The following is a 25,223-nucleotide window of genomic DNA, read 5'->3' as shown; positions in this document are numbered from 1 at the left end:
GATACCGCGTCGGTCGAGCGCTCCGTAGCGTCGGTGAGCATGGAAACCAACACCCGCACCATGACCGGGACGGCACACCTCAACAGCCCCCGCACCCAAGGGGCCTTCGGCACGGCGAAGATCAGCGTCAAAGTCTACGGCGCACTCAGCGCCGCCACCCTCGTGGCCGTCATCGCGGTGTCGAGCAGCGGTCACATGGTGAACACCTTCATGTGGGTCCGGGCAGTCCTGCTGCCGGTGGTCGCCGTGCTGATCCACCGCTTGACCGTCTCCGCGTCCCGGGGATCCCGACGGGCCTTCGAGCGCGTGAGCGCCCTCGCCGTCATCATGCCGATCGCGATCATCGGCGTCGACCTGATCCCGGGTGTCTGCCCGCCGTGGTACGCCGTGATGCAGACCGTCTGCATGCTGCCCATCGTCCGGGTCGCGTTCCTCACCCGCGGCTCCGCACTGCGCGCCGCCTTCCCCAAGGGGCGCTGATCGGGCGCCGGGCGCGTCGGTCCGCCATCGGCCGACACGTTCGGGCTGTCTCATCGCCGAGCACGGCTCCGGGTCAGTCCGTGGACGACACGGGCGCCCGGCTCGTGGGCCCGGGGTTCTTCCCCTCCGCACCGCCGGTGCCCCGGCGCAGAGTCGCTGTGGCGATGTCCAGGAAGTCCGATGCGGGGCCCGCGCGACTGCTCTCCGGTACCGCCAGGCAGGTCTCGACCGGCAGGGCGTCGGCGACGGTCAGATAGACGAGGCCAGGGCGGGAGTAGGAGTCCGCGACGCTGACGGGGACGAGCGCGATGCCCTGCCCGGAGGCGATGAGCTCGAACTTCTCCTCCAGCGACGACGTCCGCCGCGTCCTGCCGCCAAGCATCGGCTCACCGTCGAGATCGGCCGATGTGAGGGTGGTGCGGCCGGCCAGCGGATGTGTCACCGGCAGGCACGCGACCTTGCTCTCGTGCCCGATGGGGACGGTGCGCAGCCCCGAGTCGTCGAAGGGGCGCCGGAGGTATGCCACGTGCGCGCGGCCGTCGCGGAGCGGCGCGTCCCGTTCCCACCAGCGCAGCGGGAAGACATCGACGACGACCTTGGGATGCCTCGCCGTGAACGCCCGGATCGCGTCCGACACGTGCAGACCGGGCGAGAACGCGACGACGAGCCGCTGCTCGCCCCGCCGTGCCTCGTGCACGCGCCGCAGCGCCACGTCCACCACCGTGGTGATCCTTGACGCCTCGTCATACAGCTGTATCCCCGCGGGGGTCAGCTCCACGCTGCGCGTGGTCCGCGTGAACAGCGAGCATCCCAGCTCCTGCTCGAACGCGCGGATCTGTCGGCTGAGGACCGGCTGCGCGATGAACAGCGCCTGTGCCGCCCGGCCGAAGTGCCGGTGCTCGGCCACCGCGACGAAATAGCGGAGCTTCCGCAGATCCAGATCCATGCCGTAACGGTATCAATGCGGCTCCAAGGGTATTGGACGTCCGGCCGCCCCCACTCGGAGACTTGCGGCGTGCGCGCCGCACTCACTCCACGGCCGTGAACGACGCTCCGCGACAGTGCCGACGCCCTGACCGCGAGAGGAATCACATCAGTCGCACCCGGCCCGCCGGACCGCCTCAACTCAAGGAATCACATGAACGACACCCGCAGGACCGCCGTCATCATCGGGGCCTCACGGACCCTGGGCCTGGGGCTCGCCGCCGAGTACCTCCGTCGCGGCTGGGACGTCGTCGGCACGGTCCGCGGCAGCCGGCGCACCGGCCTCCACGACCTGGCCGAAGCATCCGGAGGACGGCTTACCGTCGAGTCGCTGGAGATGACCGAGCCGGAGCAGATCTCGGCACTGCGCGACCGCCTGGCAGGGCGCACTCTCGACCTGCTCTTCGTCAACGCCGCCATCACACGAGGCGATATCCCGATCGGTGAGGTCCCGACGGACATGTTCACCGAAGTCATGGTCACCAACTCCCTCAGCCCGATGCGCGTCGTGGAGTCCCTCCGCGGGCTGGTCGCGCCGGCCGGGACCATCGGCGTCATGTCCTCCGACCAGGGAAGCATCGCTTTGAACACGGAAGGCGGGCAGGACCTGTACCGGGCCAGCAAGTCCGCGCTGAACCAGTTGATGCGCTGCTTCGCCGCCCGCCACGCCGAGGACACGCGGACGCTGCTGCTCATGGACCCGGGCTGGGTCCGCACCGAACTGGGCGGACCCGACGCCGATCTCAGCGTGGAGGAGAGCATTCCAGGGGTGGCGGAGACGATCGAGCACCACCGGGGGAAGCCCGGCCTTCACTTCGTCGACCACCAGGGGCAGGTCGTGCCCTGGTAGGCCTGGGCGTCCGCTGCGGCCGCACCTCTTCCGCCGCTGGAGCGTTCTCCCAGGGGCACCCTGAGGCCATGCCCTGCCCGAAAACGGGTGCGATCCCGCCGGTTCCCCGGCCAAAGAGGGAATCGAACACGTCATGGCGCCGTAGAGGGTGTTCGTCCGGCACATCAGGCTGCGAGAGTCCGGGGTGCCGCCCCCGTCCGGGGGCGCCGGTGGATGAACAACTCGACGAAGGGACACTTTCGTGGGGAAGAAGACCGCCACGATCCTCGCGGCTGCCGCACTCGCGGCCATGACGCTCGCCGGACAGGCGAGCGCGACGCCCTCCGGCCACGCCGTAACGACCGCCAAGGGCACGACGGCAGGGCAGACGATCAAGCAGAGCCGGACCATACACGCCACGTTCACCCTGGAAAGAAACAAGTCGGTGAGCTCCAACACCGCCCGGCTGGTCATGCAGTCGGACGGCAACCTCGTCATCTACGACGAGTTCAACCGGGCCCGCTGGGCCACCGGAACCGTCGGCCAGGGCTGGAAGGCCGTCTTCCAGACGGACGGCAACTTCGTGGTCTACACCCGCTCGAACCGCGCCGTCTGGGCCTCGAACACCGACGGCCACCCCGGCTCCCGGCTGGTCGTGCAGGACGACGGCAACGTCGTCATCTACGACGGCAGCCGCGCGATCTGGGCCTCCGGCACCGACCACTGATCCACCGCGCTCACCCGTCACCGTCACCCGGTGAACCGGGGCCCCGTCGCCCGCACGCCACGTGCCGGGCGACGGGGCGAGGCCGGCCCGTCATCGCGACGGGCCGGCCTCGCCTGGTTCGGCCCCGGCGCCCGGCGGTTCCGCTCGTATGACTGTTCGTCCTCTGTCATCTCTTTCTCCCCCTTCGACCACCTTCGAAGGCTCTGGCCACGCTATGGGTACGACGGCCAGGCTGATGTCCACGGCATCAGCCGTCCTTCCAACGAAGAGGGAGAGCACCATGACGTTTCGCGGATCATCCGCATCAGAGCCCGCCCGCCGTGGCCGTCGGCTCGGCCTGGCGACTGTCGTACTGGCCGGTGCCCTGGCCGCTTCCGTGGCCGCTCCCGCCAGTGCTTCCGCCCCGGCGGGCGCCGCCGCCCCGATGAAGATCCAGGCCTGCGGCTGGAACAAGGGCGAGAACGGTGAGCGTGCCTACTACGAGCACTGCGCCACCAACACCAACGTCTGGATCCAGGTCACGCGCTGGCCGCGGTCCAACTACCACCGCTGCGTCGGACCGGGCCGTACCAACCTGGACCTCGACGCCACGGGAGCCTGGTACGACAGCAACTACCGCGGCGGTCTGTGCTCCCACCCGGGGGACACCGGCCCCTGATCCGAGCGCCGCGGGTCCACGGGCACGCGCGGACCGGCCCCCCGCCCGCTGTCGGCGGCAGGCGGGGGCGCCGCACCGCGTCCGAGCGGGCGCCTGATCGGTGATGTCGCTCTCGCCGGCCGCCACGGCCGGTGCGGGCGGCCGTAGGGTGGCCCGCGTGACGAGACACATCGCGTTCGAGCGACTGCACAACTTCCGTGATCTGGGCGGCTATCGGGCGGCCGACGGCCGCACGGTGCGCTGGGGCCTGCTGTTCCGCTCCGACTCGCTGGGCAAGCTGAGCGGCCAGGACGAGGACCAGGACCGCTTCCGCGCCCTGGGCATCCGCACCGTCATCGACCTCCGCTATCCCTGGGAGATCGAACGCAGCGGACGCGTTCCGCCCCACCACGGTCTGGCCTACCACAACCTGAGCATCGAACACCGGCCGTACGACCAGGCGGGCCTGGGCCCCGACGTCGAGCCCGCCCGCTTCCTGGCCGACAAATACGGCGAGGTCGCCCACGACGGCGTCAAGGAACTCCGCCGCGCCCTGGAGATCGTCGCGGACGACACCGGCCCGCTGGTGTTCCACTGCCACTCCGGCAAGGACCGCACCGGCCTGCTGGCCATGCTGGTCCTCGCCCTGCTCGGCGTGCACGAGGACGACATCGTCGCCGACTTCGCCCTGACCGGACTGGCCACCGAACGCCTGGTCGCCGAGTGGCACACCAACTATCCGGACCTGACCCTCACCTGGCCCGCCTACGGCCGCGCCCCCGCCGAGATCATGCGGCTCTTCCTGGCCGACCTGACCTCGCGCTACGGATCGGTGCACGGCTACGCCGCCGAGTGCCTCGGTGCCGACGAGGACCTGGTGACGGCACTGCGCGAACGGCTACTGCGGCCCTGACGCCTTCACGAGCCGCCCGCCTGGTGCTCTCCGCACTGGCCGAGGACCTCCTCGAGCCTGCTCTTCTCGGCGGAGGTGACGCTGAGCCCGTAGTAGTCCTTGACCCCGATCCAGGCGCGGCCGTAGGCGCATTCGTGGCCCTTGGGCAGCCACTTGTCCGGCATCTTGTCGCCCTTCTCGCGGTTGCTCCAGGTGGAGACCGCGATGAGCTGCGGGGAGCCGCTGAGGTCGTTGGCGAACGCGCGACGCTTGTGCTCCGGCCAGTCACGGGCTCCCGAGCCCCACGCGACCCTGAGCGGCACGATGTGATCGATGTCGACACGCAAGGGGTTGGTGAGCGTCATGTTGTCGTAGGCGCTGTGCCAGCGCCCTCCGACGACCTTGCAGTTGCCCTGCAGAGTGGCCGGGATCTCGGACAGGGCCTTGAGGGCGAGCTCACGGGTCGAGCACTTGTCGGCACCGTGCAGCACCCAGCAGCTCTTGCCGCCGAACCGGGTCCGCTCGAAACCCTTGCTGTCGAACGCCCGGACGTCCAACTCGCGGAGCATGCGCGTGGCGTCGTCCAGGTCGGGCATGTTGCGCGGCCACTTGACGGCGGGGACGCGGCGCGCCTCCAGGGAGCGCGGCCCGGCAGGGCCCGCAGCAGTTCCGGCCGCGCCGCCCCCGGGCTGGTGCACGGCGCCCAGTCCCGTATCGGAGACGGGAAGCCGGTCCTCCTCGGCTCCCTCGCAGTCGAGCTCGTCGAAGTTGAGCGGAGCCCCGTGCTGCCTGCCGCTCTGCGGGCCGGGGGCCGGTGCCTCCGCGACGGCCGTCGCCCCCGGCAGCATCGCCGCGGGAAGCGCGGCGGCGACGAGGGCCGAGGCTATGACCAGTCCTCTGTACGGATACCGGGGCATGAGGATCTCCTTCGACGGATGTGCCGTGACGCCCACGTGTGACCCCCCCCGCCGGGCCGCCGGAAGCCCTGGCCGGTGCGGGCGACGGGCTGAACGCGAGGACGACGGCCTTTCGGACAGGCCGCGTTCTCGAGCCTGACCCGGATGAACCGGCCACGCAGTACCAGGACGCCCGTCCGAGCGGCTGCCGGAGCGCGTTCCACCTGTTCGGCCCAAGCGGTGCGCGGGAGCGCTCGCACGCGTGGCGTACCCGGCCACGGTCGTTGTCCTCAACGCCGCCGCACACCTGTCAGCGCCGACCGCGCCACCTCAGGGACGGGTCTTCAGGCCGTCCAGGGTGAGGTCGAGCAGGCGCTCTGCCTGCTGTCGTCGTTCGGGGCCCGCCGAGGTCAGGGCGATGCCTTCCAGGGCGGCGCCGATATCGGTGGGGCTGATGTCGGTGCGGATCGCCCCGGTGGCCGCGCACGCGTCCATGAGGGTGGTCAGGGCGGCCCGGATCATTTCCCGGCTGTGGCCGTAGGGGTTGCTTCCTGTCGCGGCGATGGCGCGCAGGGCGTCGATCATGCCGTACTTGGCCGTCACGTAGTCCAGGAAGAGGCGGGTCCAGGCACGCAGGGCCTCAAGGGGCGGTTTCGCTGCCAGCAAGGCGGGGGCCGCGTCGCACAGTTGGGCCACCTCGTTGCGGTAGACCGCCTCGACCAGTGCCTCGCGGGTGGGGAAGTTGCGGTACAGCGTGGCACTGCCCACCCCCGCCTCTTTGGCGATGCGCTCCAAGTGGGCGTCGAGTCCCTCCGACGCGAATACGCGCACCGCAGCCGCGAGGATCTTCTCCCGGTTGCGCCGCGCGTCAGCTCGCAACGGTCGTTGCGCTCCGTCGACCATCAGCGCTTGCCATCTCCTCTCAGGCTCTCCGACGTGCTGATCGGAGGCGCCTCCACATGATCTACGCTAAGTGGAGGCGCCTCCACTTCCACTGTAGGTCAACGCGCCGACCTGCGCACAGCCCCCCCCCCATGAAAGGAAGCTGGTCATGTCAGGTATCGAGGGCAAGGTCGTCGCGATTACGGGCGCCAGTAGCGGCATCGGAGAGGCGGCGGCGACCTACCTCGCCGAACGTGGGGCCCGCTTGGTGCTCGGAGCCCGGCGGGAGGGCCGGCTGAACGCGGTGGTGGACCGGATCACGGCGCAGGGTGGCTCGGCTGTCGGGGTCGTCGTCGACGTGACGCGCCGCGAGGACCTCAAGCGCCTGGCGGACACGGCGGTCGACCACTTCGGCCGGCTCGACGTTCTGGTCTCCAACGCGGGCACCATGGCGATCTCGCCGTTCGACGAGCTGCGCCAGGACGACTGGGACGCCATGGTCGCCACCCACATCACGGGCCTGCTGAACGGTATCGGGGCAGCGCTGCCCATCTTCCGGCGGCAGCGCTCCGGGCAGTTCGTCAACGTCGCCTCCACCGCGGCCTATGTGGTGAAGTCCCCCCAGGCCGTCTACGCGGCCACCAAGACCGCGGTGAAGGTGCTGACCGAGGGCCTGCGGCAGGAGTCGGGTCCCGACCTGCGGGTCACCCTCGTCTCGCCGGGTTTCACCAACACGGAGGGCGTGGGCAAGGGGGGAAGCCCCGAAGCGGCGGCGGCAGTCGTCCGGCACCGCGACGAGATCGCCATGCCGCCCTCCGCTGTCGCCTCCGCCATCGGTTATGCGATTGAGCAGCCCGACGGTGTCGACGTCAGCGAGATCGTCGTCCGACCCACCGTGCAAGCCTGAGTCTGCCGCCCTGCATGCACGCCGCGGCGGCGGGTACGACCCTTCCCGTACGGGGGAGTCGTGGAAGTGGCCGAGGGGCGAGGGGTGTCGGAAGTGATTCGAAAGCTGCAGGCGATCGCGCTGGACTGCGCCGATCCGGTACGGCTCGCGGAGTTCTACGCGGATCTGCTCGGCGGCCGGGTGGTCGCGGAGCCGGAGAACCCCGACTGGGTCGAGGTGCACGGGTTCGAGGGAACGCCGCTGGCCTGCCAGCGGGTGGACGGCCACCGGCCGCCGGAATGGCCCGGTCGGCAGTACCCGCAGCAGCTCCACCTGGACTTCGACGTCGACGACCTCGACGGGGAGGAGAAGCGGGCGCTCGCCCTCGGCGCGACCGTGCTGGAGCGGACGGACCAGCTCCGCCCGGGGGCCAACTGGCGGGTCTACGCGGACCCGGCCGGTCATCCGTTCTGCCTCTGCCTCCACTGAGTCCACCGGGCAGGGCGCCTGGGGTGCCGGTGGGACGCGCGGCGGATCGCCCTTACCGGGCTCGGAATCGAGTGGTACGGCCGAGGGGCCTCGCCCGAGAAGAAAGCCCAGGGGGCCGCGGGGTGAGAACCCCGCGGCCCCCGGCTGCTGTTTACCAGCTCCAGTAACCGTGCGAGATCCAGCCGGACACGCCGGTGTTCACGTCGTAGACCTTGTCCCAGTTACCGTCGCCCGAGACGTCACGGTGGGCCAGGCGGTGGTCGCTGTAGCAGAGACCGACGACCGAGCTGGAGGTGCTCGCGGCGGCGCGGATGCGCACGCCCTCGCCCGTGCAGTGGCCGTAGACGTCGTCGGCGTACGCCGGCGCCGCCAGAGCCGCGCCGCCGAGCGTGGCGGCGACCAGCAGGCCCGCCACGGCAGCGGCACGCTTGCCCGCGCTCTTCCCCCGAATTACCGAATTCACTTGTTACTCCTCAGAGATGGTCCGGTCGAGCACCAATGATCTTGGACCCGACGAGACGGAAAACTACCAGCAGATGATCTTGAAAAGGTCCCTGAAGCCGTTTCGAGACATGTCCATGACGAATCGGTGACAGTCCGTGCGACCGCACTACGCCCGGCAGTTGGCGACCGTTCCGCCCGCGCGCCGGTCGATGCGGCAGAGGTTGTCGCCACGCCCGCCGTCGACGGTTCCGTATTCGCCGACGACGACTGCCGTGCCGCCGGGCCCCTGGATGACGTCATCGTCGTCGTCCCCCAGGACCGTGACGTACGCGGCCTGTCCGACGGACGGCGCCTCGATGAGGTCGGCTCCGGCGCCCCCTCGGACGTGGACGGGGCGCGCTTCGGAGTCGGTGCCGATGGCCCCGGCGCGGATGACGTCGTTGCCTTCGTCGCCGTCGACGGTGACGGGGGTGGGCAGGCGGGACGACAGACGCGAGGTCCTCTCCACGGTGATGGTGTCGTCACCGGGGCCGCCATGGAGCGGCCCGCCGAGTTCCCCGACCGTGATGGTGTCGTCCCCGGGTCCGCCGTCGAGCCTGCTCGTCCTGTCCAGCGCGGTGACGCGGAAGGAGGCGAGGCGGAGAATGTCGTTCCCGTCGCCGCCGTCGACGCTGATGCCGTACGCGGCGCCGGTGGCGATCACGTCGGCCCCGGCGCCGCCGCTGATGTGCCCCCGGTAGGACACGTCGCCGGTGGTGATGGTGTCGTTGCCCGCGCCGCCGTGGATGGTGCCCTGGACGCTCCACTTGTCCTTGTCGGTCACGGTGATCTCGTCGTCGCCGGTACCACCGTCGATGAGCCCACGGATGTCCCCTCCGCTGCCACCGGCGAGGATCCTGTCGACGATGATGACGTCGTCCCCGCCGAGGCCGTTGACCACGCCGGACAGGTGGCCGCTGACGGCGTCGCCGCCCCTGACCTCGATGATGTCCGCCTTGTCGGTGCCGTTGAGGGGCCCGTCGGAGGAACGGAGCCCCTCCGTGCACACGATGTGGACGCCGCCGGTCGGCAGGTCGCCGCTGGTGCAGCCGGGCGGGAGGGCCGGGGCGGCGGTCGCGGCCGGGGCCGTGGGCGCTGCTATGAGTACGAGACACGTGACGAGTGCGCCGACGGCGGTGTGTCCGGCGGTCTGTCTGAAGGGCATGGCTGTTCCCTCCTGAAGGCTGTGAATATGCCACTGGTGAGGGCCAACAGCGTTCTCGCCGACTGCGGACTTCACAAGCGGGAAACCAGCCTGGCCGGATGGGTGCGTGCGGAGGCCGGGGCGGAAAGACGCGAGGAGCGGGGCGCGCGCCGACGTGTGGCGTGTGCGTAGACCGGGACGGCAGGCCCGCCGGGCCGGTGGACGGCGGGACGTACGGCAGAATCCCGCTGTGACGTCCATGAGGGTCCTGACCGAGCTGGAAGCCGGCATGGCGGAGCTGTCCACGCCGATGCGGGTGTACGTGGCGGCCGGGCGGTTCGCCGAACCGGACCCCGACCTGCCGGAGCTGGCGGCCCGGATCCGCGCGCTGCTGGCCGTGGTCGCGGTGGACGAGGCCTGGCGGCGCTTTCTGCCCGGGTACGCCCCGCCGTCCGTTCCTGAGATCTGCGCCGCTCTGGAACCGGTGGAAACGCACGGGGCCGCCGCGTTCCTGGCCCTGGTCGCGGGCGTCGACCTGGTCTGGCCGAGCCACCGGCATCTGCCCGTCGAGACCGCCGAGCGCGCGGCGGACCGTGTGGTGTCCCTGCTCGGACCGGAGGCCGGTTGGTGGACCAACCACGACGCCGGATGCGGCGCCGTGAACGGGCTGACCCCGCTGTTCGACAGCCTGCTCGCCGGAACGGACGGTGAGCACTTCGCGCTGGCCCTGCAGATCGCCGACGACTGAGCGCTCCACATCCGCCGGCGTGGAGCGCCCTGCGCACTCCCGCGTGCGCAGGGCGCTCGTCATGGTGTGCCTCAGGAGCAGCGGCCGCCGGTGCCGGTGCTCCAGATCGGCTGCCCGCCGGGCCGGTAGATGACCAGGTTGCCGTCGTTCTGGACCTGGAGGTAGGCACCCGGGTTGCCGTTGGTGCCCGAAGCCCACAGGGCGCGGCCATTGGAGTCGTAGACGACGAAGTTTCCGTCGTCCTGCATGGTCGCCCGGTAGCCGTTGGGCCAGGCGTTCGACGCCTGCCATATTCCCGCGTTGCCGCAGTAGAGCACCAGGTTTCCGTCGTCCTGGAGCTCGATCCTGGTGTTGCCCGCCTTCATGTAGCCGCCGCGGTAGAGCGACGACCCGCCGGGCAGGGACAGATCGAAGGCTCTCGGCGGGGCGGCGGTCGTGCTGGTGGCCGCCGTGGTCGCCGAAGGCGCGGCGGAAGCGGTGGCGGCCGTGGTGGCGACCGTGGAACCCGCCAGTGCGAGTGCTGCCAGCGCGAGAACCGCGCGCTGCCTTCCGGTTCGCTTCATGGTGTCCTCCATCGTCTGCACAGGCAGGGCCTGTGGCTGTGGTTCGGGGAGTTGCCCGCGCCGTCGGTGCGGTGCGGTGGCTCCGGCGCGTTCACAGCCTGCCGGTGTGGGGAGGGAGGCCACTACGACAAGTGGCGCGTTCGCGGACGGGATGTGCGCGGCGGTCTGTTGTGGTCGCCGTCGTCGTACGCGGCATCGGTGAGGGCGTCACACGACAGGACCGTGATGCCGCGACGCCGGGTGGCCACGGCGCCGTCGGCACGCAGCTGTTCCAGGGCGCGGGCGACGGAGCGCAAGGACGTGCCGAGGTGGTCGGCGAGTTCGGCCTGGGACAGCGGGATCGGGCGGGGCGGAGAGGCCTCGGAGCGACCGGGGCTGAGGTCGAGCAGGAGCAGGGCCAGGCGCTGGTGGACGGTGTGGGCGGCCGCGTCCAGGCGTCGGTGGTCGGAGGTGCGGAGCCGGTCGGCGACCGTGCCCAGCAGGGCGAGGGCGGCGCCCGGAGTGTCCCGCAGGTAGCGCACGAAGTCGTCGGCGGGGATGGTCACCGCCCGTACCGCGTCGGCGGCGGTGACCCGGGCCAGGCGGGGATGGCCGTCGATGGCGGCGAGTTCTCCGACGACGCTTCCGGGCCCCCGCAGGGCGAGCAGGATCCTGCGGCCGTTGCCGGCGGAGAGGGTGATCTTCAGATAGCCCTCCTGGACGAGGAGGACATGACGGGAGGTGTCGTTCTCGTGGAGCAACACGTCGTCGGCCGCGTAGGTTCTGGCCGTGCCCATCGCGAGCAGTCGCCGACGGGCCTGCTCGTCGAGCCGGTCGACGTAGGCGTACCGGTCGGTGAAGGTGTGCTCCATCTGTTCCTCCGTTTGCGGTGCGGCCTGTTCCTCCGTTTGCGGCGCGGCGGGAACACGCCATCTGTCGTGGTCTTCACGGCCGCCGTCCGGCATCCTGAACCGAACACAAGTGCAGCACCAACCGGCCCGCTCCCATGACCCGTTCACCCGGCCATGCGCGGCGGCTTTGCGTCACGGAGGTTGTTTGATGACGGTCGTACCGGCCCGGCGGACCATGCTCCTGTTCGACATCGAGGACTCGCAGCGCCACCACGACGCCGGTCAGCAGGCGATCCGGCAGACCTTGTACGACGTCGTGGGCGCACTGCTCGAGCAGTCGGGCGCCGATGAGGCCGCGTGCCGCACGGAGTACCGGGGCGACGGGCTGTTCGTCCTGGTGGACCCGGCCGTCCGGCTGCCCGCGCTGTTACGGCAGTTGCTCATCACCCTGCCCGAGGAGCTGGCCCATCGCCGGCAGAACCACGGCCACGGCGCCCCCGTCCGGCTGCGGACAGTGCTGCACCGGGGCACGGTCGTCGAGGACGAGAACGATGTGGTCGGTTCGACCCTCAACTCGGCTTTCCGCCTGCTCGACAGCGATCCGCTCAGGTCGGCCCTGCGCGGGGCCGGACCGGGGACCGACTTCGTCCTGTGCGTCTCGGAGACCGTGTACGACGACGCGGTGTGGCCGGGGCACAAGGGCGTCGACCGGGAGGCGTTCCGGCAGGTGGTCGTCCCGGCCAAGAACGGCAGCCGGGTCCTGACCGGCTGGCTCTACGCACCGGAGAGACGGGGGCAGGGGGCCGGACCCTCCGAGCCCGGACCGGATTCGGCCGCTCGGCCCGAGCGGACGGATCCGGCGGCCCCGGGCGGAGCGGGGGTGGTCAACGTCAAGGGGGCCCAGGTCAGCGGCGGTCACGTCGGCACCCTCACCAACACCTTCAACGGCTGAGGGCGCAGAGGCCACAGGAGACCAGACGCATGGACCGACAGCAGACCCCGGGGCACCGTTCCCTGGCCCAGCGCAGACGGCAGCGGGCCGCGGCCGGCCACCCGGACCTCTCGCACAAGGTCAAGGGAGCCCAGGTCAGCGGTGGCCATGTCGGCACGCTGACCAACAACTTCCACGCGGCGGCGCAGCACCACCACTACCACGGGCCCGCCGACACCGCGCTGCCGCAGGCGGGCCGGGTGCCCTCGGAGCGGCTGGAGCAGCTGGAGCGCGTGTACGTACCCGGTCCGTACCACGCCGAGGCGCTCGAGCACCTGCTCGCGCAGCGTTACGTGGTGCTGCGCGGACAGCCCGGCACCGGCCGCTCCACGGCCGCGGCCAGGATGCTCGCCGAGGCGGCCGGCACCGACGTGTACCGCCTCGCGGAGACGACGGAACCGGAGAGGATCCCCGACCGGGAGTCCCGGACGGGCGGCTTCATCCTGCCCGTCTCGTCGCGGGGCCGCGTACTGACCCGCGGCGCTCTGGAGACCACGGCCTCCCGGTTGCTCGAGAACGAGCAGTACCTCGTGCTCGTCGTCGACCACAACGTCCGGCTCGGCGGTGTGGAGCCGGTGGACTGGGAGCCCGCGCCGCCTCGCGACGTGCTCGCCCGGCACCTCGAGTCGCTGCTCGGCGGCGACGACTACCGCGCCTTCGGCACGGAGCTGATGGAGCTGGAGGCGACTCACCGATTCCTGGCCTCGCCCCCGGTACCACGCGAATGCCCCACGTACGCCCAACTCCTGGCCGGGTACCGGCGCGGCACGGTGTCGGAAGCGGAGCTGGAGGACTTCGACACCGAGGCCGACCGGCGCCGGGTCGCGTCCGCCCTGGGCGATCCGGACGTCTCGCTGTGGGACAAGGCGTTCCTGATCGCCCTGTCGGTCCTGGGCCCCGCGCCGTATCCGCTGCTGATCCAGTGCGGTGACCGGCTCGCGGAAGGGTTGTACGCCGTCGAGCAACCCGGCACGCCCGTGGGGCGCCCGGTGTTCGACCCGGACCGGATGAGCAGGCTGCTGGGGCTGGCGCACGCCTTCCTGGCGGAGCCCGCCGGGACACGGTTCGACGGCGCCGAGCGGCCGGTCGTCCGCATGTACGACGAGGACGACCGCCTGCATGTGCTGGCGCAGGTCTGGTGGCAGCACCCCGAGACCCGTGCTCCGCTGACCGAGTGGCTGGATTCGCTGGCGTACGACGGCGAGGACAGCCCGGTCCCGCTGAGCCAGGTCCGGCCGGCGGAGGACGCCCTGGCGGAGGGAGCGATGCTCCTCGGCCTGGTGGACTTCCCCGGCGCCTCGGACGACCTGCTGACCGTGTGGGCGATGTCCCCGAACGAGTCGGCCCGCCGCGTCGCCGCCACGGCGATGAACTACCTGGCGGAGTACGACGCGTCGGCCGACGACGTGCACGACGTGCTCGCCGACTGGAGCAGCGGTCCGGAACCGGAACTGTGCTGGACCGCGGTGCACGCCTACAGCACCCGCACCGACACGCTCGGTGCCCGCACGCCCGCCGAGGCGCTGACGGTCGTCGAGAACGCACTGCACGCCATGCCGGACCAGGCGACCGGAGCCGAGGACGAAGGGGAGGACGGGGGCGAGGGCGACGAACCGGACCTGCTCGGCGAGTGCGGCGACGCGCTGTGGTGGATCGCCGAGGTGGGCGACGCCACCGCCATCCGGACGGTGACCGAGCACCTGCACTCCTGGGTGTTCGGCACCGACGAAGCCGATGAGGAGAGCGAGGAGGGCGAGGCGCGGTGGCGGAGCCTGGGCCTCACGCTCTTCCTGCGCGCCAACCACACCGCCGACGCCGACGAGGACACGCTGATGGGAGTCACCTTGCTCGCCCTTCTGGCCGACGACCGGCCCGGTGTACCGCAGCGGACCCGCGACCAGGTCCGCGACCTGTGGACCGAAGCGCTCAGCGCCCCGGACAGTGCCGACGACGTCCGGGAGCTGCTGCACACCTGGCTCGCCTGCGCCCGGACGCACAAGCCGTCACGCCACTACCTGGCCGAGCGGCTGCTGCCCGAGCTCACCACCGATCACGACGGCAGCGAACGGCTGCGCCTCCTCGTCCAGGAGACCGCCGCCGCCTCGGGCCGACCCGACGACGCCCGTCTCCTCACCCCATAGGCAGCCCCCATGACAGCAGCCCTCCCCCCGGCGGCACCGCCCTCCCCACCGGCCGACACCACCACCGACCTCGCGCTCCGGCTCCTGACGGAGAGCCGGAGGGAGATCGGCCAGGCCGACACCAAGGCGACCACCCTCCTCACCGTGGCGGTCGCGGCCGCCGGCATCACCGTCACCGTCCTCGTCGGCCGCCCCTGGCGCCCCGCGGTTCTCTCCGCCCCCGCCCAATCGCTGTGGTGGACCGGGTGCGTCGCCTGGACCGCCGCCCTGATCCTCCTCCTCGCGGCCATCACCCCCCGCCGCCTGCGCAGCCCCTGGCGGCGAGGACACCCCCTCGCCTACTTCGCCGACATCCGCCGGGCCCCCGACCCCCGCACGCTGCGCCAAGCGCTCGCCGACACCGCCCGGGACCCCCTCACCCCCCTGATCGGCGAACTCGTCACCGTCGCCCGCATCGCCACGGCCAAGCACCGCTGCGTCCACGCGGGCGCGTTGTGCGAGATCACCGCGATCCTGCTCATCACCACGGCTCTGATGGCCGGATGAACCACCGGCTCAGGGCGCCCCGGCACGCCGGCTCACCGGCCACCGTCAGCCGCACCGCCAGGCTCGAGGCCGGGCCCACCGTCGGCGTCAGCTGCCGGTCTCTGCCCGGCGCCGGGCCCAGAAGGGTGTGTCCCAGCGTTGTTCGCCCCGGTAGCAGAGGGTGCGCGCACGCAGGTACTCGCTGTGGATCATCCTGACCCGTTCCGCATAGGTCTCCAGTGCCCTCGGCCTTCCGGCGGCGTCCGCGTGAACGGCGTCGGCGGCCGTGATGCCCGTGGCGAGGGCCGTGAGGATGCCCCGCGCGGCGATGGGATCGGACGAGGTGGCGGCGTCGCCGACCGCGGCCCAGCCCGGCCCGGCCGCCGCGGTCGTACAGGACGTCGCCGCCCGTGCGACGCGCAGCCGGACTCGAGGTGTCGCCGCTCCGTGAACGACGCGTTCGCGGACGTGCGTGGTCGCCATCAGGGCGCTCCACCAGCGTTCGGGCGCGTGGAATGCCTGTTCGGCGACGAGGTCGGCGTCCGTCATCATCATGACGACCGCATGGCCACCCGGCAGCGGTGCGGTGTACCACCAGCCGTGGGTCGTGGACTCGACGAGCGAGGTGTGCGGAACGCCGCGGCGCACGGCACCACGCGGTAGGCGTGCCGCGATCGCGACCAGACGGTCGGTCCGGGTGACCGTGCCCCCGGCGAGGCGTGCGAGGCGCGCACCCGGTCCGGTGGCGTCGATGAAGTAGCGGGCACGGATCGTCTCCCGGCCGAGTGCCAGCCGCCAATGACCGGGCAGCCGTCGTACGGTCGAGACCCGCCCGGCCCGTACGCGGGCCCCCGCCCCGCGGGCCGCATCGGCGAGCGTACGGTCGAAGAGGGTGCGATCGAGATGCCAGCCCGGCCCATGGGGGCCGGCGAGGAAATCGGTCTCGTCCAGCGTGCTCCTTCCCCAGGCGGACTGATACCCGTAGCAGGGCCTGTGCGATCCGTCGGCAACGCGTTCGAGCGCGCCGAGGCGTGCGAGCAGGGGCCCGGCCCGTGGCGAGAGGCTCTCACCGGGCTTCCACCGGGGCGCGCGGCCGGGGTCGACGAGGGTGACCGAAGCACCGTGACGCGAGAGGGCGATGGCGGCCGCGGCACCCGCGGGCCCCCCGCCCGCGATCACCGCGTCGCAGACCTCCTCGGGCGCGCGGGTGCTCATCAGTGGACGGCTCCCATGCCGGTGATCTCGGGCTCGACGGCCCCGGCGACGGCCCCTGAGAGGGCGTCGGCCATCACCGCTGTGGGCGTGGACAGCAGGACCCTGGCCTGTGGAGGTGCCAGGTCCGGCAGGGGGCATCCCGCCGCGATCCACGCGATGGTGACGTCGCGGCCGGTCCTGCCCGTGCCCGGCACCACCGCGGAGAACGCCCTGCCCATGGCGTTGGTGGGGGCGAGCAGATCCTCGACGAAGGAGCTCAGCTCAGGGTGACCGGGTGAGACGAGCCCGTTGTCCGGATGGGCGATGGCGGCCAGGAGCGAAGCGGTCGGCTGTGTGAACCACCAGGCCACCGGTTCCGTTCTGGTCCCGGCGGGATCCACGGGATCGGGGCCGGTGATGATTCTGCGGGCGTGTGCGGAGACCCCCGTCTGGCGGGGACGCAGGGTGTCGACCAGCAGCGTCATGGCCTTGAGCGGGGTGACGACGGGGACGGGGTGCGGGGCGGGGGCGGCCAGCGACCGTGTCCACTGACGCCACAGCTCCAGCTCGCTGTCGGTGAAGACCTTGTACATGGGGCCGGTGTAGGCGGTCAGTTCGAAGAAGGGGCTGTGCTCCGGGTCGCCCGCCTGGATGAGACCGGATTCCTGCAGGGCTCGGAGCAGGCCGGGCGGGTCGAGGAACCAGTCGTTGATCCTGGTCCCGTCCAGTTGCTTTCCGTCGTGGTTGAGCGAGGCGAACGGCGCCTTGCGCTGGATCAGATCGATCAGGCGATCACTCGTGGTGGGCGGTGCGGTCAGCAGCGCCTTCAGGTCCTCGCCCAGTTGCCCGGTGATCGAAAAGGCCACGTAGCCGTTCCAGATGCGCTGCCACTGCTGCTGGACGGCCTCTTCGCCACCGCTGTTGTAGACCTCTTCCAGGTACTGGACAACCGCGTCGCGGGCCTTGGCGCCATGCCCCGAGACGGCGTTGTCGATGCCGATGTGCATCCTGTAGAACTGCGCGTTGATGCCGTGGTGGTCGAACAGCCTGACCGTGGGGACCAGCCCCACCACCTCCCACTCCAACTGCAGCGTCATCCCGAGGATCTCCGGGAAGAACTGCTGGGAGTGCTGGGAGATGGCCAGTTGGAACGCCCCGACGGTGTACGCCGAGTCGAGCATCTCGGGCAGCATCGCGAACTCGTAGGAGTCCACCGGCGGCAGGTACAGGCCGACGCTGTGCAGCAGGTCGTCGTAGAGATTGGCATGGTTCAGGGTGGGATCGCCGCCGCCCATCTCGTCGATCCAGATGGAGAACAGCAGCGACTGGATCTCGCTGATCGGCCCGGCCCGGGTGATGTTGCGCAGCCACGCGCCGTCGAGGAGGTTGAACGGCGCGAACTGCCGGATGCGCTCGACCATGTCGTGGCGGGCGCGGAAGGTCGGGTTCAGCCCCGGGTCGAAGTTCTCCGATTCGGTCACCAGCGTGGTGTAGATCAGCTGCAGGCGTGCCTCCAGCGCCTCACGCGTATACCGGAACGGGCGCAGTGTCAGGGGGAGGAAGGGCTCTGCCCGGGCCGCTTCGAGTACGGCCTCCGCGTAGTGCCGGGCGGCCTGCGCCTGCTGGGGGAACTGGTCGGGGTGCTGGAGCGTGTAGAACCACTCGCGGTCGCTCAGTCCGACCTGCCCGGCGCGCTCCGTCTCCACCAGCACCGGCTCCCCGTCCGGGCCGGGGCGGGAGACGACGAAGCCGAGGCTGCTCCACTTCTCGACCATCTCATTGTCGCCCGCCTTGCCGCGGAGTACGGCCCAGAGCCTGTTGACCCGCTCCCGGTAGTGCTGGGCGCTCTCGCCCGGCAGTCGCTCGAGCTCGGGGGCGGGGACCAGCTGGATCCCCACACCGCGCGCCCACGGTTTGCGGTAGACGTCCATCTCGGTCGGTTCCGACGGGTCCGACGCGGCCCGGATCAGCTCGCGGTACTGCTCTTCGGGGAGGACGTCGTCCGGGCGTTGGGCCGGCCACCAGTGCGTGTTGCACTCGTAGAAGTCGGCCTGCCACGGAACGGCCATGTACTTGGTGATGTCCCCTGCCGCCAGGCCCTCCCGGAGCCGGAACGGTGCCGCCCAGGTCGTGGGCTCGTCGGCGATGAACGTCATCTCGATGCCGGGGAAGAACGGGCCGCCCACACATGCCTCGAGCGCGGCCCGAACCAGTGCGTGCGGCCGTTCCGCCGGCGGCAGGTCGTCCAGCGGCAGGTCGTTCGGGGACAGGGGCTCGGCGGCGGTACCGGTGCTGTCGGCGACGAAGTCGCCTTCGGCCCACCTGCGCATCCGTTCGTACTGGCCGGGCAGGAGCGTGAACCAGGTGCGGGGCTTTCCTTCGATCGGATCTCCGTCGTCTCCCGCGAGCTGCGGCATGAACGTGTAGTTCGCCTGGGTCACGTCGTCGGCGCCGGGAGTGCGCAGCCTGCCGAACACCGACTGTCGCAGCGGTGCGGCCTCGGGGGCGCTCGATGCCAGCTGTGCGAAGCGATCAGGGTCGAGGAAGTCGGCCGACTCGCCCTTGCCGTGCCCGCGCGCGGCGTTCGCGCTCACCCAGGAGTACCCGCAGATCCGGGTGAGCAGCGGTTCGATGTCGCGGACGAACGACACCTCCTGCGCCTGCGGCAGCAGGCCGGCGCGTTCGGCGGCCTCGCGGGCGACGTCGTAGAGCGTCACCAGGTTCGGGACGTCCGGCGCGAAGTCGGGAGGCGCGACGATCACCCAGGCGGGGGTCACCGGAATCGTTCGCCCGCCCGGCACGCTCACGGTCGCCCTGACGGGCCCGTCGGAGGTGTCGTCGTACCAGAAGTCGTTGTTGGCGTAGGTGATCAACGGGTTGTTCGGCTTCACGGACGCCGAGTGCCCGAATCCGCCCAGCACGAGAAGGCGCCCCGCCTCGTCCGTACGCAGTTCTCCCAGGGGGACGGGGGTGCCCAGGAACGTTCCCGTGTCGAACCGGGCATCGGACCCGCCGGCGTCCGGGCCGCTCACGCTACGGGGTCCGGGCCCGATCACCAGTGCGGTACGCGCCTCGGGGTCAGCGGGATCCACGTGTTTGTTACGTCGGTTGTCCGGTGATTCCGACTGATGGAAACGGCCGTTGAACTGGAACCAGGCCCCTTTGGCGTTCGCCAGCTCGACAGCCCACGTCACGTCCGCCTCGGCTGCCGTGACCTCCCCCAGCACGTTGTGGTCCTTGTCGAACCCGTAGACGCGGAAGCGCGCCGCCTGACGTTTGACCCGCCCGTCGGCATCCTTGAATCCCCCTGCCGGGTGAACCCCGGCCCCCGGCACCTCCGGGCCCGGAAAGAACTCGTCCGGGCTGTTGCCGACCCGTGCGATGCCGACCGTGGGGTGGATTTCGCAGTAGGCGACGTCGTCGAGGTTCACAGCGGTCTCCAGTCGGTGCGCGGCGGGCGTGACCAGGCCCGGTGTCCCCCGGGGCGACCGCTCGCCGAGTCCGGCTGATCTCTGGTGATTTCATGATGAACGGGCGTGAACGGGATCGGGGAGCGCCGCGCCGGAGGCATCCGGAATGTCGTGCACGGCGCGCGTACGGCTCACCCCGTCAGCCCGCCGGCTGTCAGCTGTCAGCCGAGGATCTCGGCGTTGGGCACGAAGCGGTACCTGCGTTCAGGGTCGACCATGTCGTCGAGGTCGGAGAAGTAGAACGACGTCGTCGTGCCGGCCACCACGTCGAGAAGGAAGCGACTGCAGGAGACGGGAGCGGCCTCCCACAGAGGGCCGCGGCCCTCGTTGAGGATGACGGTCCACTCCTCCGGCTCGGCATCGGGCCGGACCAGCCAGTACAGGAAGTGCCCCGCGCCTTCGTCGAATCCCCAGGGCACCAGCCGGACGTCACGGTCCCCGAGTTCCCGCGGCCGCTCCTCACCCGCCTCCCAGAGCCCTTCGAGGATCTCCTCGCGCTCCGCGGTCTGGGCGATGAGGTCGTACATCGCATCCGGGTATCCGGGCGCCAGCAACCAGAGCGTTCCCGCGAAGAGTCCGCCACCGTACGCCTGGACGATCCGCTTGTAGTCGGCCGGCAGGGGAGTACCCAGGGCCTCCTCCACCGCGGCCCACTCCACGTCCGGGGCGCCGGTCGGCGGTGGTGGGCACAGCCGCTCCAGCGGTGCGGTGTGGCGCAGGGCGCGGGCCATCCGGATGTCGTCGGACAGAGCGCTGAGCCGCGGCGGGGTCCTGCTGGCGTCCAGCACGACCGCGCGCATCCGGTCACCGACGGCGGGACGCGGCGCGTCCGACCACCATGAGGGGTGTTTGACCTGATCCATGAAGCCTTCGCGCCCGTCCACGTCGACAACGGCCCCAACCGGAGCCACGGCCGTGACGACGACGTCGCACTCTTGGTGATCGGTAAGCATGACGTCCACCCTGCACCATGAGGCGGGCCGTGGACGCGGCGGGTGGACGCACTGCCGGACGACCGCCTCCGTCGAAGCGAGGCGGGCCGTATCAGATGTCCCAAACCCCCGTCGCGGCCGCCATGGCGGCGTACTCCTCGAACGTGCGAGGAGCGCGGCCGAGGGCCTCTCGCACGCCATCGCTGACGTAGTCGTCCTCGCCGCGCCGGATGTCGTCCAGGTACGAGGCGATGGCTTCGGCGTCCGCCGCGGAGTGGCCCTCGGCGATCCGGTCGGCGACGAAGTCGGCCGGGGCCCGGTGGCGGTGGCGGAGGTCGCGTCCGATGGCGGCGCCGATGACGGCGAGGGCCTCGGCGAAGGTGAGCGCGCGGGGGCCGGACAGGTCGTACGCCTTCCCCGCGTGGCCGTCGGCGGTGAGCGCGGCGACCGCCACGTCGGCGATGTCTTCGACGTCGATGAACGGTTCGCGGCCGTCCCCGGTGGGAGTCGGCAGATCACCGGCGAGCACACCGGACAGTAAGAAGTCCGGGGCCGCGAAGTCCTGCGCGAACCAGCAGGGCCGCAGCATGGTCCACTCGAGGCCCGACTCCCTGACCGCGGACTCCGTCTCCGGTACGCCGCCGTCGCGGTCGAGACCGCGCACCGACAACTGGACGATCCGGCGGACGCCGGCCGCCTTCGCCCGGTCCACGAACGCGCTGCGCTCGGGCAGACCGAGCGTCTCCGTCGGGACGAGATACACGGCCTCCGCTCCGGCCAAGGCGGGGTCCCAGGTGGAGCGGTCGGTCCAATCGAAGCGGGTCGTTCCCGAGCGCGAAGCGGAACGGACGGTGTGGCCGAGGGCCTGGAGGCGAGGGACGACGCGACTGCCGGTCTTGCCGGTCGCGCCGAGGACGAGAATCTGTGTCATGCCCCCAGCCAACCCGGGCCGGTCCGTACGATCCATGGTTGATACGGCCGATTCCCTGTGCGATCGTCCCGCTATGGATCTTCTTGACGACTACCTCGCCGGGGTCCGGGCGCACGGAGCCGTGTTCTGCAGCACGGTCAGTGCCCCGCCCTGGGGGCTGCGATTCACCGAGCCCGCACCGCTCGCGCTCACCGCGATGCTGCGCGGTGACGGATGGCTCGTGCCCGCCGAGGGCGACCCGGTCGAACTGCCGGAGGGCGGCGTCGCGCTGATCCGGACGCGGCAGCCCTACACCGTCGCCGACCACCCAGACAGCGGGCCGCGGGTACACGTCGACGGCGCCGACCGCTGCACCCTCACCGGCGACGATCCGGCCGAGGAGGGACGCAACTGGCGGGTCACCGGTCGCCTCGTCGGCGAGAGCGCGGGCACCGGACCGGACCTCCTGGTCACCGCCGGATACCGGGGCGGCGGCGATCTGTGCGGCCCCCTGCTCGACGCCCTGCCGCCGGTCGCGGTCGTGCGGGCGGAGCCGGGCCTGGCCTCGCTCCTCGCCCTGATCGCCGCCGAGGTGGAGCACGACGAGCCGGGCCAGCAGGTCGTCCTGGACCGCTTCCTGGACCTGCTCCTCGTCCGGGCCCTGCGCTCGTGGTTCGCCCGCTCCGACACCGCACCGCCCACCGGATACCGGGCCCTTTCCGACCCCCACATCGGACACGTGCTGCGTCGGCTGCACGAGGACCCGGCCCGGCCGTGGACGGTCGCCTCACTGGCGAACGAGGCCGGCATGTCCCGTACGGCGTTCGCCCGCCGCTTCTCCGCCCTGGTCGGCCGGCCGCCCCTGACGTACCTCACGGAGTGGCGGATGACCCTGGCCGCCGCCCGGCTGCGCACGCCGGGGGCCACGGTCACGAGGGTTGCCAAGGACGTCGGATACGGGGACGGCTTCGCGTTCAGCGCGGCCTTCAAACGCGTACGGGGCGTAAGCCCCACCGCCTACCGCGAGAGTGCGCTCTGACCCGCACACAGGCTACGCCGAGCCGTCAGCGGCCGGCTCGCGCAGCACCAGCCACTCCTGGAGCTCGATCAGATTCCCTTCCGGGTCTTCCAAGTAGGCGACCCGCATCCGGTCGCCCATCGGGCCCGGATCCCGGGTGAACTCCGCCCCCCGCGAGGTGAACTCGGCATGGGCGGCGTCCAGGTCGTCCACCCGCAGCACCACCAGCGCGCGGTATCCCTCCGGCTCCGCCCCCGATCGCCCCAGCATGTCGGCCATCTGAACCCGGTCCTGCAGCGCGATCGCGGCGTGTCCGGTGTCGGGGCTGAGCTTGGCGTACGGGCCGCCCTCGGCCTCGAACTGCGGCTCGAGCCCGAGCACGTCCCGGTAGAAGCGGTAGACGGCGGGGAAGTCGGACACCAACAGGCGTATCTGGGTGAGCTCCATACTGACCTTTCTACCCGGTTCCGGCTCCTGTTCCGGCTTGATCGCGATCTCTGATGCTGTTCTTCATCGCCGACGACCAGCAGGCGCGTGCCGCGGTGACCGGGCGCCTCGTGGGTCGGAGACATCGGCCGCGCGTTTCGGGGTCAGGCGCCGGCCGGAACGACGAAGCGTACGTCCGTCAGCTGCTCCGACAGTTCCCACAGGCGGCGGCCCGTCTCGCTGTCGGCGGCAGCGGGGGCGAGTTCCACCCGCGTCGGGCCGCCGCGCAGTTCGGCCGTGCCGTCCGGCCCGATGAACTCGCCTCCCCGCGCATCGGGGTCGGTCGCGGCGTACAGCTGGGGCAGGGCGCCGCGGGCCGGGTCCTGGGCGAGGAGCGGGTTGCCGATTCCGCCGAACACGATCCGCCACAGGCCGGTCGGCGCGCTCGTCTGCAGGTTGGTGGCGGTGTAGCCGGGGTGGGCGAGCAGGCTGCGCACCGGGCTGCCGGCCCGGGTCAGCCGCAGGTGGAGTTCTCGCCCGAAGACGGCATTGGCGAACTTCGACTGGTTGTAGAAGCCCATGGGCGAGTAGCCGCGCTCGCCCATGAGGTCATCGAAGCGTATGTACGCCTTCCGGTGGTTGACCGAGCTCACCGTGACCACGCGCGGGTCGTGCCCGGCGGTCAGCGGATCGAGCAGCAGGCCGGTCAGCGCGAAGTGGCCGAGGTGGTTGCAGGCGAACTGCAGCTCGTGGCCCTGCGCGCTCAGCGACCGGGGAGGTGCCATCACGCCGGCGTTGTTGATGAGCCCGTCCAGCCGTGCATGGTCGGCGCGCAGCTTCTCGGCGAAGGCCCGCACCGAGTCGAGGTCGGCCAGGTCGAGGTGGCGCACTTCGAGGGCGGCGCCCGGCTGTTCGGCCGTGATGCCGGCGGCCGCCCGGCGGCCCTTGTCCTCGTCGCGCACCGCGAGGATCACGTGCCCGCCCCGGCGGGCGAGCGCCCGGGTGGTCGCCAGGCCGAGGCCGCTGTTGGCCCCGGTCACCACGAACACCCGCCCGGTCTGGTCCGGGATCCGTTCGGCAGTCCAGTTCCGCTGCTTTGTCATGCGACACACACTCCGACGACATGACCGCCCGCGACTACTACGCCCACACCTCGCCCGAGGGCCGCGGCCCCGCTCGTCCCCCTGGAGACAGTTCGAGCGGGGCCGCGAGACTCCGCCGAGGACGAACGGTCCGTGCGGTGGCAAGTCGAAGCCTTTGACGCGCCGTACCGTCAGCTTCGTTCGGGGGCACCGCCAGCACGCGGCTCGATACGGAAGTCGAAGGCGACGGTCCCCGGGTCGACGGCTGTCACACCGCCGTCGACGGTGAGGGCCGCGCCGTTGACGAAGGAGGCGGCGGGCGAGAGCAGCCAGGTGATGGCCTCGGCCACCTCCTCCGGTTCCCCGGGCCGGCGGGCGGGAATGAGGCGGGTCGCCTCCTCGTACGCGGCGTCCGTGCCGCCGTCCCCGAGGCCCGCCTCGTCGGCGAAGCGCGTCATCCTCCGGTCGGCCATCTCGGTGCGTACCCAGCTGGGGCAGACGGTGTTGGCGCGCAGTCCGTCGCGGCCGTAGTCGACGGCCAGGGAGCGGCAGAGCTGCAGCAGGGCCGCCTTGGACGTGGCGTAGGCGGCGTTGCCCACGCCGTTGCGCAGCGCGGACACCGAGGCGACGGCGACGACCGAGCCGCGTGCGGTCAGCAGGTGCGGGAGCGCGGCTCGCAGCAGGAGGAAGGGGCCCGTGAGGTTGGTGCGCATCACGTTCTCCCAGTCCTCGACCGAGAGTTCGCCGACGCCCCCGCCGACGCCGATGCCCGCGTTGAGCACCAGGCCGTCCAGCCGTCCGTACGCCCCTACGGTCGCTTCGACGAGCTCGCGCACGGCGTCGGGGTCGGCGGCATCGGAGGGATGTGCGAGGGCCCCGGTCTCCTCCGCGATCTTCCGCAGTGGCTCGGGCCGCCGCCCGGAGACGACGACGTGGTGCCCGGCAGCGCGCAGCATCCGTGTGGTGGCGGCTCCGATGCCCGTGCCTCCGCCGGTAACGAGGTAAACCCGCTGGTCCGTCACGGTCGTTCCGCCCTCCGCAGTGGTCGCGTGCTCTCCTCGTGA

26 protein-coding genes are annotated in these 25,223 nt (G+C 71.3%); 12 read left to right on the top strand and 14 right to left on the bottom strand.

Translation table 11 applies throughout. From position 1 onward, the window contains the following. Positions 1-39 precede the first annotated feature (39 nt). Positions 40-480, top strand: a complete 441-nt coding sequence (locus tag AB4K12_RS19505; RefSeq protein WP_368435375.1) for a hypothetical protein — start codon at positions 40-42, stop codon at positions 478-480. A gap of 73 nt (positions 481-553) precedes the next feature. Here AB4K12_RS19505 and AB4K12_RS19500 read toward each other — a convergent pair whose 3' ends face one another. Beyond that, positions 554-1,426, bottom strand: coding sequence for a LysR family transcriptional regulator (locus AB4K12_RS19500; protein ID WP_368435374.1), 873 nt, complete (start codon positions 1,424-1,426; stop codon positions 554-556). Positions 1,427-1,618: 192 nt separating this feature from the next. Between AB4K12_RS19500 and AB4K12_RS19495 the strand changes: the two genes are divergently transcribed. The 4 genes from AB4K12_RS19495 (at position 1,619) to AB4K12_RS19480 (ending at position 4,570) form a co-directional block, all read left to right on the top strand. Continuing rightward, complete coding sequence (locus AB4K12_RS19495) at positions 1,619-2,314, top strand: SDR family NAD(P)-dependent oxidoreductase (protein ID WP_368435373.1); 696 nt, start codon at positions 1,619-1,621, stop codon at positions 2,312-2,314. 241 nt (positions 2,315-2,555) lie between these two features. Then, positions 2,556-3,020 carry a hypothetical protein gene (locus AB4K12_RS19490; protein WP_368435372.1) on the top strand — a complete coding sequence of 155 codons (465 nt, stop codon included), beginning with the start codon at positions 2,556-2,558 and terminating at the stop codon, positions 3,018-3,020. 280 nt (positions 3,021-3,300) lie between these two features. Further along, the gene (locus tag AB4K12_RS19485; protein ID WP_368435371.1) at positions 3,301-3,678 is read left to right on the top strand and encodes a DUF6355 family natural product biosynthesis protein; all 378 of its coding nucleotides are present in this window, start codon (positions 3,301-3,303) and stop codon (positions 3,676-3,678) included. Between the two features lie 157 nt (positions 3,679-3,835). Further along, entirely contained in the window at positions 3,836-4,570 is a 735-nt protein-coding gene (locus tag AB4K12_RS19480) for a tyrosine-protein phosphatase (protein ID WP_368435370.1), read from the top strand. Positions 4,571-4,575: 5 nt separating this feature from the next. Here AB4K12_RS19480 and AB4K12_RS19475 read toward each other — a convergent pair whose 3' ends face one another. Both AB4K12_RS19475 and AB4K12_RS19470 read right to left on the bottom strand, forming a co-directional pair. After that, entirely contained in the window at positions 4,576-5,466 is an 891-nt protein-coding gene (locus tag AB4K12_RS19475; RefSeq protein WP_368435369.1) for an HNH endonuclease family protein, read from the bottom strand. 309 nt (positions 5,467-5,775) lie between these two features. Further along, positions 5,776-6,348 carry a TetR/AcrR family transcriptional regulator gene (locus AB4K12_RS19470; protein ID WP_368435368.1) on the bottom strand — a complete coding sequence of 191 codons (573 nt, stop codon included), beginning with the start codon at positions 6,346-6,348 and terminating at the stop codon, positions 5,776-5,778. 148 nt (positions 6,349-6,496) lie between these two features. Here AB4K12_RS19470 and AB4K12_RS19465 point away from each other — a divergent pair, with 148 nt between their 5' ends. Then, on the top strand, positions 6,497-7,234 hold the full coding sequence (locus AB4K12_RS19465; RefSeq protein WP_368435367.1) for an SDR family oxidoreductase: 738 nt from the start codon (positions 6,497-6,499) through the stop codon (positions 7,232-7,234). A 93-nt stretch (positions 7,235-7,327) separates the two neighbouring features. Continuing rightward, positions 7,328-7,702, top strand: a complete 375-nt coding sequence (locus AB4K12_RS19460) for a VOC family protein (protein WP_368435366.1) — start codon at positions 7,328-7,330, stop codon at positions 7,700-7,702. Positions 7,703-7,853: 151 nt separating this feature from the next. Here AB4K12_RS19460 and AB4K12_RS19455 read toward each other — a convergent pair whose 3' ends face one another. Continuing rightward, positions 7,854-8,165 (bottom strand): SH3 domain-containing protein, encoded by a 312-nt coding sequence (locus tag AB4K12_RS19455; RefSeq protein ID WP_107431169.1) that lies wholly within the window; start codon positions 8,163-8,165, stop codon positions 7,854-7,856. Between the two features lie 147 nt (positions 8,166-8,312). Beyond that, positions 8,313-9,350 carry a hypothetical protein gene (locus tag AB4K12_RS19450; protein WP_368435365.1) on the bottom strand — a complete coding sequence of 346 codons (1,038 nt, stop codon included), beginning with the start codon at positions 9,348-9,350 and terminating at the stop codon, positions 8,313-8,315. A gap of 238 nt (positions 9,351-9,588) precedes the next feature. On the opposite strand from AB4K12_RS19450, the gene AB4K12_RS19445 reads away from it, so the two are divergent. Next, positions 9,589-10,077, top strand: coding sequence for a hypothetical protein (locus AB4K12_RS19445; RefSeq protein WP_368435690.1), 489 nt, complete (start codon positions 9,589-9,591; stop codon positions 10,075-10,077). A 71-nt stretch (positions 10,078-10,148) separates the two neighbouring features. Here the strand turns inward: AB4K12_RS19445 and AB4K12_RS19440 are convergent, their stop codons facing one another. Next, a complete protein-coding gene (locus AB4K12_RS19440; protein ID WP_368435364.1) occupies positions 10,149-10,640 on the bottom strand; it encodes a hypothetical protein in 492 nt (163 codons plus the stop codon). A 122-nt stretch (positions 10,641-10,762) separates the two neighbouring features. Then, positions 10,763-11,491: a Crp/Fnr family transcriptional regulator gene (locus AB4K12_RS19435; RefSeq protein WP_368435363.1), complete on the bottom strand. Its 729-nt coding sequence runs from the start codon at positions 11,489-11,491 to the stop codon at positions 10,763-10,765. A gap of 187 nt (positions 11,492-11,678) precedes the next feature. Between AB4K12_RS19435 and AB4K12_RS19430 the strand changes: the two genes are divergently transcribed. The 3 genes from AB4K12_RS19430 to AB4K12_RS19420 are packed head-to-tail and all read left to right on the top strand — an operon-like array spanning position 11,679 to position 15,148. Next, positions 11,679-12,422 (top strand): hypothetical protein, encoded by a 744-nt coding sequence (locus AB4K12_RS19430; protein WP_368435362.1) that lies wholly within the window; start codon positions 11,679-11,681, stop codon positions 12,420-12,422. Between the two features lie 29 nt (positions 12,423-12,451). Then, the gene (locus AB4K12_RS19425) at positions 12,452-14,602 is read left to right on the top strand and encodes a hypothetical protein (RefSeq protein WP_368435361.1); all 2,151 of its coding nucleotides are present in this window, start codon (positions 12,452-12,454) and stop codon (positions 14,600-14,602) included. A 9-nt stretch (positions 14,603-14,611) separates the two neighbouring features. Next, entirely contained in the window at positions 14,612-15,148 is a 537-nt protein-coding gene (locus tag AB4K12_RS19420; RefSeq protein WP_368435360.1) for a Pycsar system effector family protein, read from the top strand. Positions 15,149-15,235: 87 nt separating this feature from the next. Here AB4K12_RS19420 and AB4K12_RS19415 read toward each other — a convergent pair whose 3' ends face one another. The 4 genes from AB4K12_RS19415 to AB4K12_RS19400 form a co-directional block, all read right to left on the bottom strand. Then, on the bottom strand, positions 15,236-16,342 hold the full coding sequence (locus AB4K12_RS19415) for an NAD(P)/FAD-dependent oxidoreductase (protein WP_368435359.1): 1,107 nt from the start codon (positions 16,340-16,342) through the stop codon (positions 15,236-15,238). Then, positions 16,342-19,752: a LodA/GoxA family CTQ-dependent oxidase gene (locus AB4K12_RS19410; protein WP_368435358.1), complete on the bottom strand. Its 3,411-nt coding sequence runs from the start codon at positions 19,750-19,752 to the stop codon at positions 16,342-16,344. The genes AB4K12_RS19415 and AB4K12_RS19410 overlap by 1 nt, the downstream gene beginning before the upstream one ends. Before the next feature lie 200 nt (positions 19,753-19,952). Next, positions 19,953-20,654 (bottom strand): SMI1/KNR4 family protein, encoded by a 702-nt coding sequence (locus AB4K12_RS19405; RefSeq protein WP_368435357.1) that lies wholly within the window; start codon positions 20,652-20,654, stop codon positions 19,953-19,955. A 181-nt stretch (positions 20,655-20,835) separates the two neighbouring features. Next, positions 20,836-21,654 (bottom strand): NAD(P)H-binding protein, encoded by an 819-nt coding sequence (locus tag AB4K12_RS19400; RefSeq protein ID WP_368435356.1) that lies wholly within the window; start codon positions 21,652-21,654, stop codon positions 20,836-20,838. A gap of 73 nt (positions 21,655-21,727) precedes the next feature. Between AB4K12_RS19400 and AB4K12_RS19395 the strand changes: the two genes are divergently transcribed. Next, positions 21,728-22,672 carry an AraC family transcriptional regulator gene (locus tag AB4K12_RS19395; protein WP_368435355.1) on the top strand — a complete coding sequence of 315 codons (945 nt, stop codon included), beginning with the start codon at positions 21,728-21,730 and terminating at the stop codon, positions 22,670-22,672. A 12-nt stretch (positions 22,673-22,684) separates the two neighbouring features. Here AB4K12_RS19395 and AB4K12_RS19390 read toward each other — a convergent pair whose 3' ends face one another. The 3 genes from AB4K12_RS19390 to AB4K12_RS19380 all read right to left on the bottom strand — a co-directional run bounded on the left by AB4K12_RS19390 (position 22,685) and on the right by AB4K12_RS19380 (position 25,181). Continuing rightward, entirely contained in the window at positions 22,685-23,098 is a 414-nt protein-coding gene (locus AB4K12_RS19390; RefSeq protein WP_368435354.1) for a VOC family protein, read from the bottom strand. Positions 23,099-23,241: 143 nt separating this feature from the next. After that, a complete protein-coding gene (locus tag AB4K12_RS19385; RefSeq protein WP_368435353.1) occupies positions 23,242-24,180 on the bottom strand; it encodes an oxidoreductase in 939 nt (312 codons plus the stop codon). 170 nt (positions 24,181-24,350) lie between these two features. Then, positions 24,351-25,181 (bottom strand): SDR family NAD(P)-dependent oxidoreductase, encoded by an 831-nt coding sequence (locus AB4K12_RS19380; protein WP_368435352.1) that lies wholly within the window; start codon positions 25,179-25,181, stop codon positions 24,351-24,353. Positions 25,182-25,223 lie beyond the last annotated feature (42 nt).

Source organism: Streptomyces sp. C36 (genome assembly GCF_040932295.1).
GTDB lineage: Bacteria > Actinomycetota > Actinomycetes > Streptomycetales > Streptomycetaceae > Streptomyces > Streptomyces triculaminicus.
This window is presented reverse-complemented; position numbering and strand designations above follow the sequence as displayed.

Bases quoted from the DNA above. Each gene is read 5' to 3' on its own strand.
- AB4K12_RS19430 (WP_368435362.1), top strand. From the start codon at position 11,679: ATGACGGTCGTACCGGCCCGGCGGACCATGCTCCTGTTCGACATCGAG.
- AB4K12_RS19485 (WP_368435371.1), top strand. From the start codon at position 3,301: ATGACGTTTCGCGGATCATCCGCATCAGAGCCCGCCCGCCGTGGCCGT.
- AB4K12_RS19475 (WP_368435369.1), bottom strand. From the start codon at position 5,466: ATGCCCCGGTATCCGTACAGAGGACTGGTCATAGCCTCGGCCCTCGTC.
- AB4K12_RS19445 (WP_368435690.1), top strand. From the start codon at position 9,589: ATGAGGGTCCTGACCGAGCTGGAAGCCGGCATGGCGGAGCTGTCCACG.
- AB4K12_RS19415 (WP_368435359.1), bottom strand. From the start codon at position 16,342: ATGAGCACCCGCGCGCCCGAGGAGGTCTGCGACGCGGTGATCGCGGGC.
- AB4K12_RS19450 (WP_368435365.1), bottom strand. From the start codon at position 9,350: ATGCCCTTCAGACAGACCGCCGGACACACCGCCGTCGGCGCACTCGTC.
- AB4K12_RS19405 (WP_368435357.1), bottom strand. From the start codon at position 20,654: ATGGATCAGGTCAAACACCCCTCATGGTGGTCGGACGCGCCGCGTCCC.
- AB4K12_RS19465 (WP_368435367.1), top strand. From the start codon at position 6,497: ATGTCAGGTATCGAGGGCAAGGTCGTCGCGATTACGGGCGCCAGTAGC.
- AB4K12_RS19420 (WP_368435360.1), top strand. From the start codon at position 14,612: ATGACAGCAGCCCTCCCCCCGGCGGCACCGCCCTCCCCACCGGCCGAC.
- AB4K12_RS19395 (WP_368435355.1), top strand. From the start codon at position 21,728: ATGGATCTTCTTGACGACTACCTCGCCGGGGTCCGGGCGCACGGAGCC.
- AB4K12_RS19470 (WP_368435368.1), bottom strand. From the start codon at position 6,348: ATGGTCGACGGAGCGCAACGACCGTTGCGAGCTGACGCGCGGCGCAAC.
- AB4K12_RS19500 (WP_368435374.1), bottom strand. From the start codon at position 1,426: ATGGATCTGGATCTGCGGAAGCTCCGCTATTTCGTCGCGGTGGCCGAG.
- AB4K12_RS19425 (WP_368435361.1), top strand. From the start codon at position 12,452: ATGGACCGACAGCAGACCCCGGGGCACCGTTCCCTGGCCCAGCGCAGA.
- AB4K12_RS19440 (WP_368435364.1), bottom strand. From the start codon at position 10,640: ATGAAGCGAACCGGAAGGCAGCGCGCGGTTCTCGCGCTGGCAGCACTC.
- AB4K12_RS19495 (WP_368435373.1), top strand. From the start codon at position 1,619: ATGAACGACACCCGCAGGACCGCCGTCATCATCGGGGCCTCACGGACC.
- AB4K12_RS19435 (WP_368435363.1), bottom strand. From the start codon at position 11,491: ATGGAGCACACCTTCACCGACCGGTACGCCTACGTCGACCGGCTCGAC.
- AB4K12_RS19385 (WP_368435353.1), bottom strand. From the start codon at position 24,180: ATGACAAAGCAGCGGAACTGGACTGCCGAACGGATCCCGGACCAGACC.
- AB4K12_RS19505 (WP_368435375.1), top strand. From the start codon at position 40: ATGGAAACCAACACCCGCACCATGACCGGGACGGCACACCTCAACAGC.
- AB4K12_RS19400 (WP_368435356.1), bottom strand. From the start codon at position 21,654: ATGACACAGATTCTCGTCCTCGGCGCGACCGGCAAGACCGGCAGTCGC.
- AB4K12_RS19390 (WP_368435354.1), bottom strand. From the start codon at position 23,098: ATGGAGCTCACCCAGATACGCCTGTTGGTGTCCGACTTCCCCGCCGTC.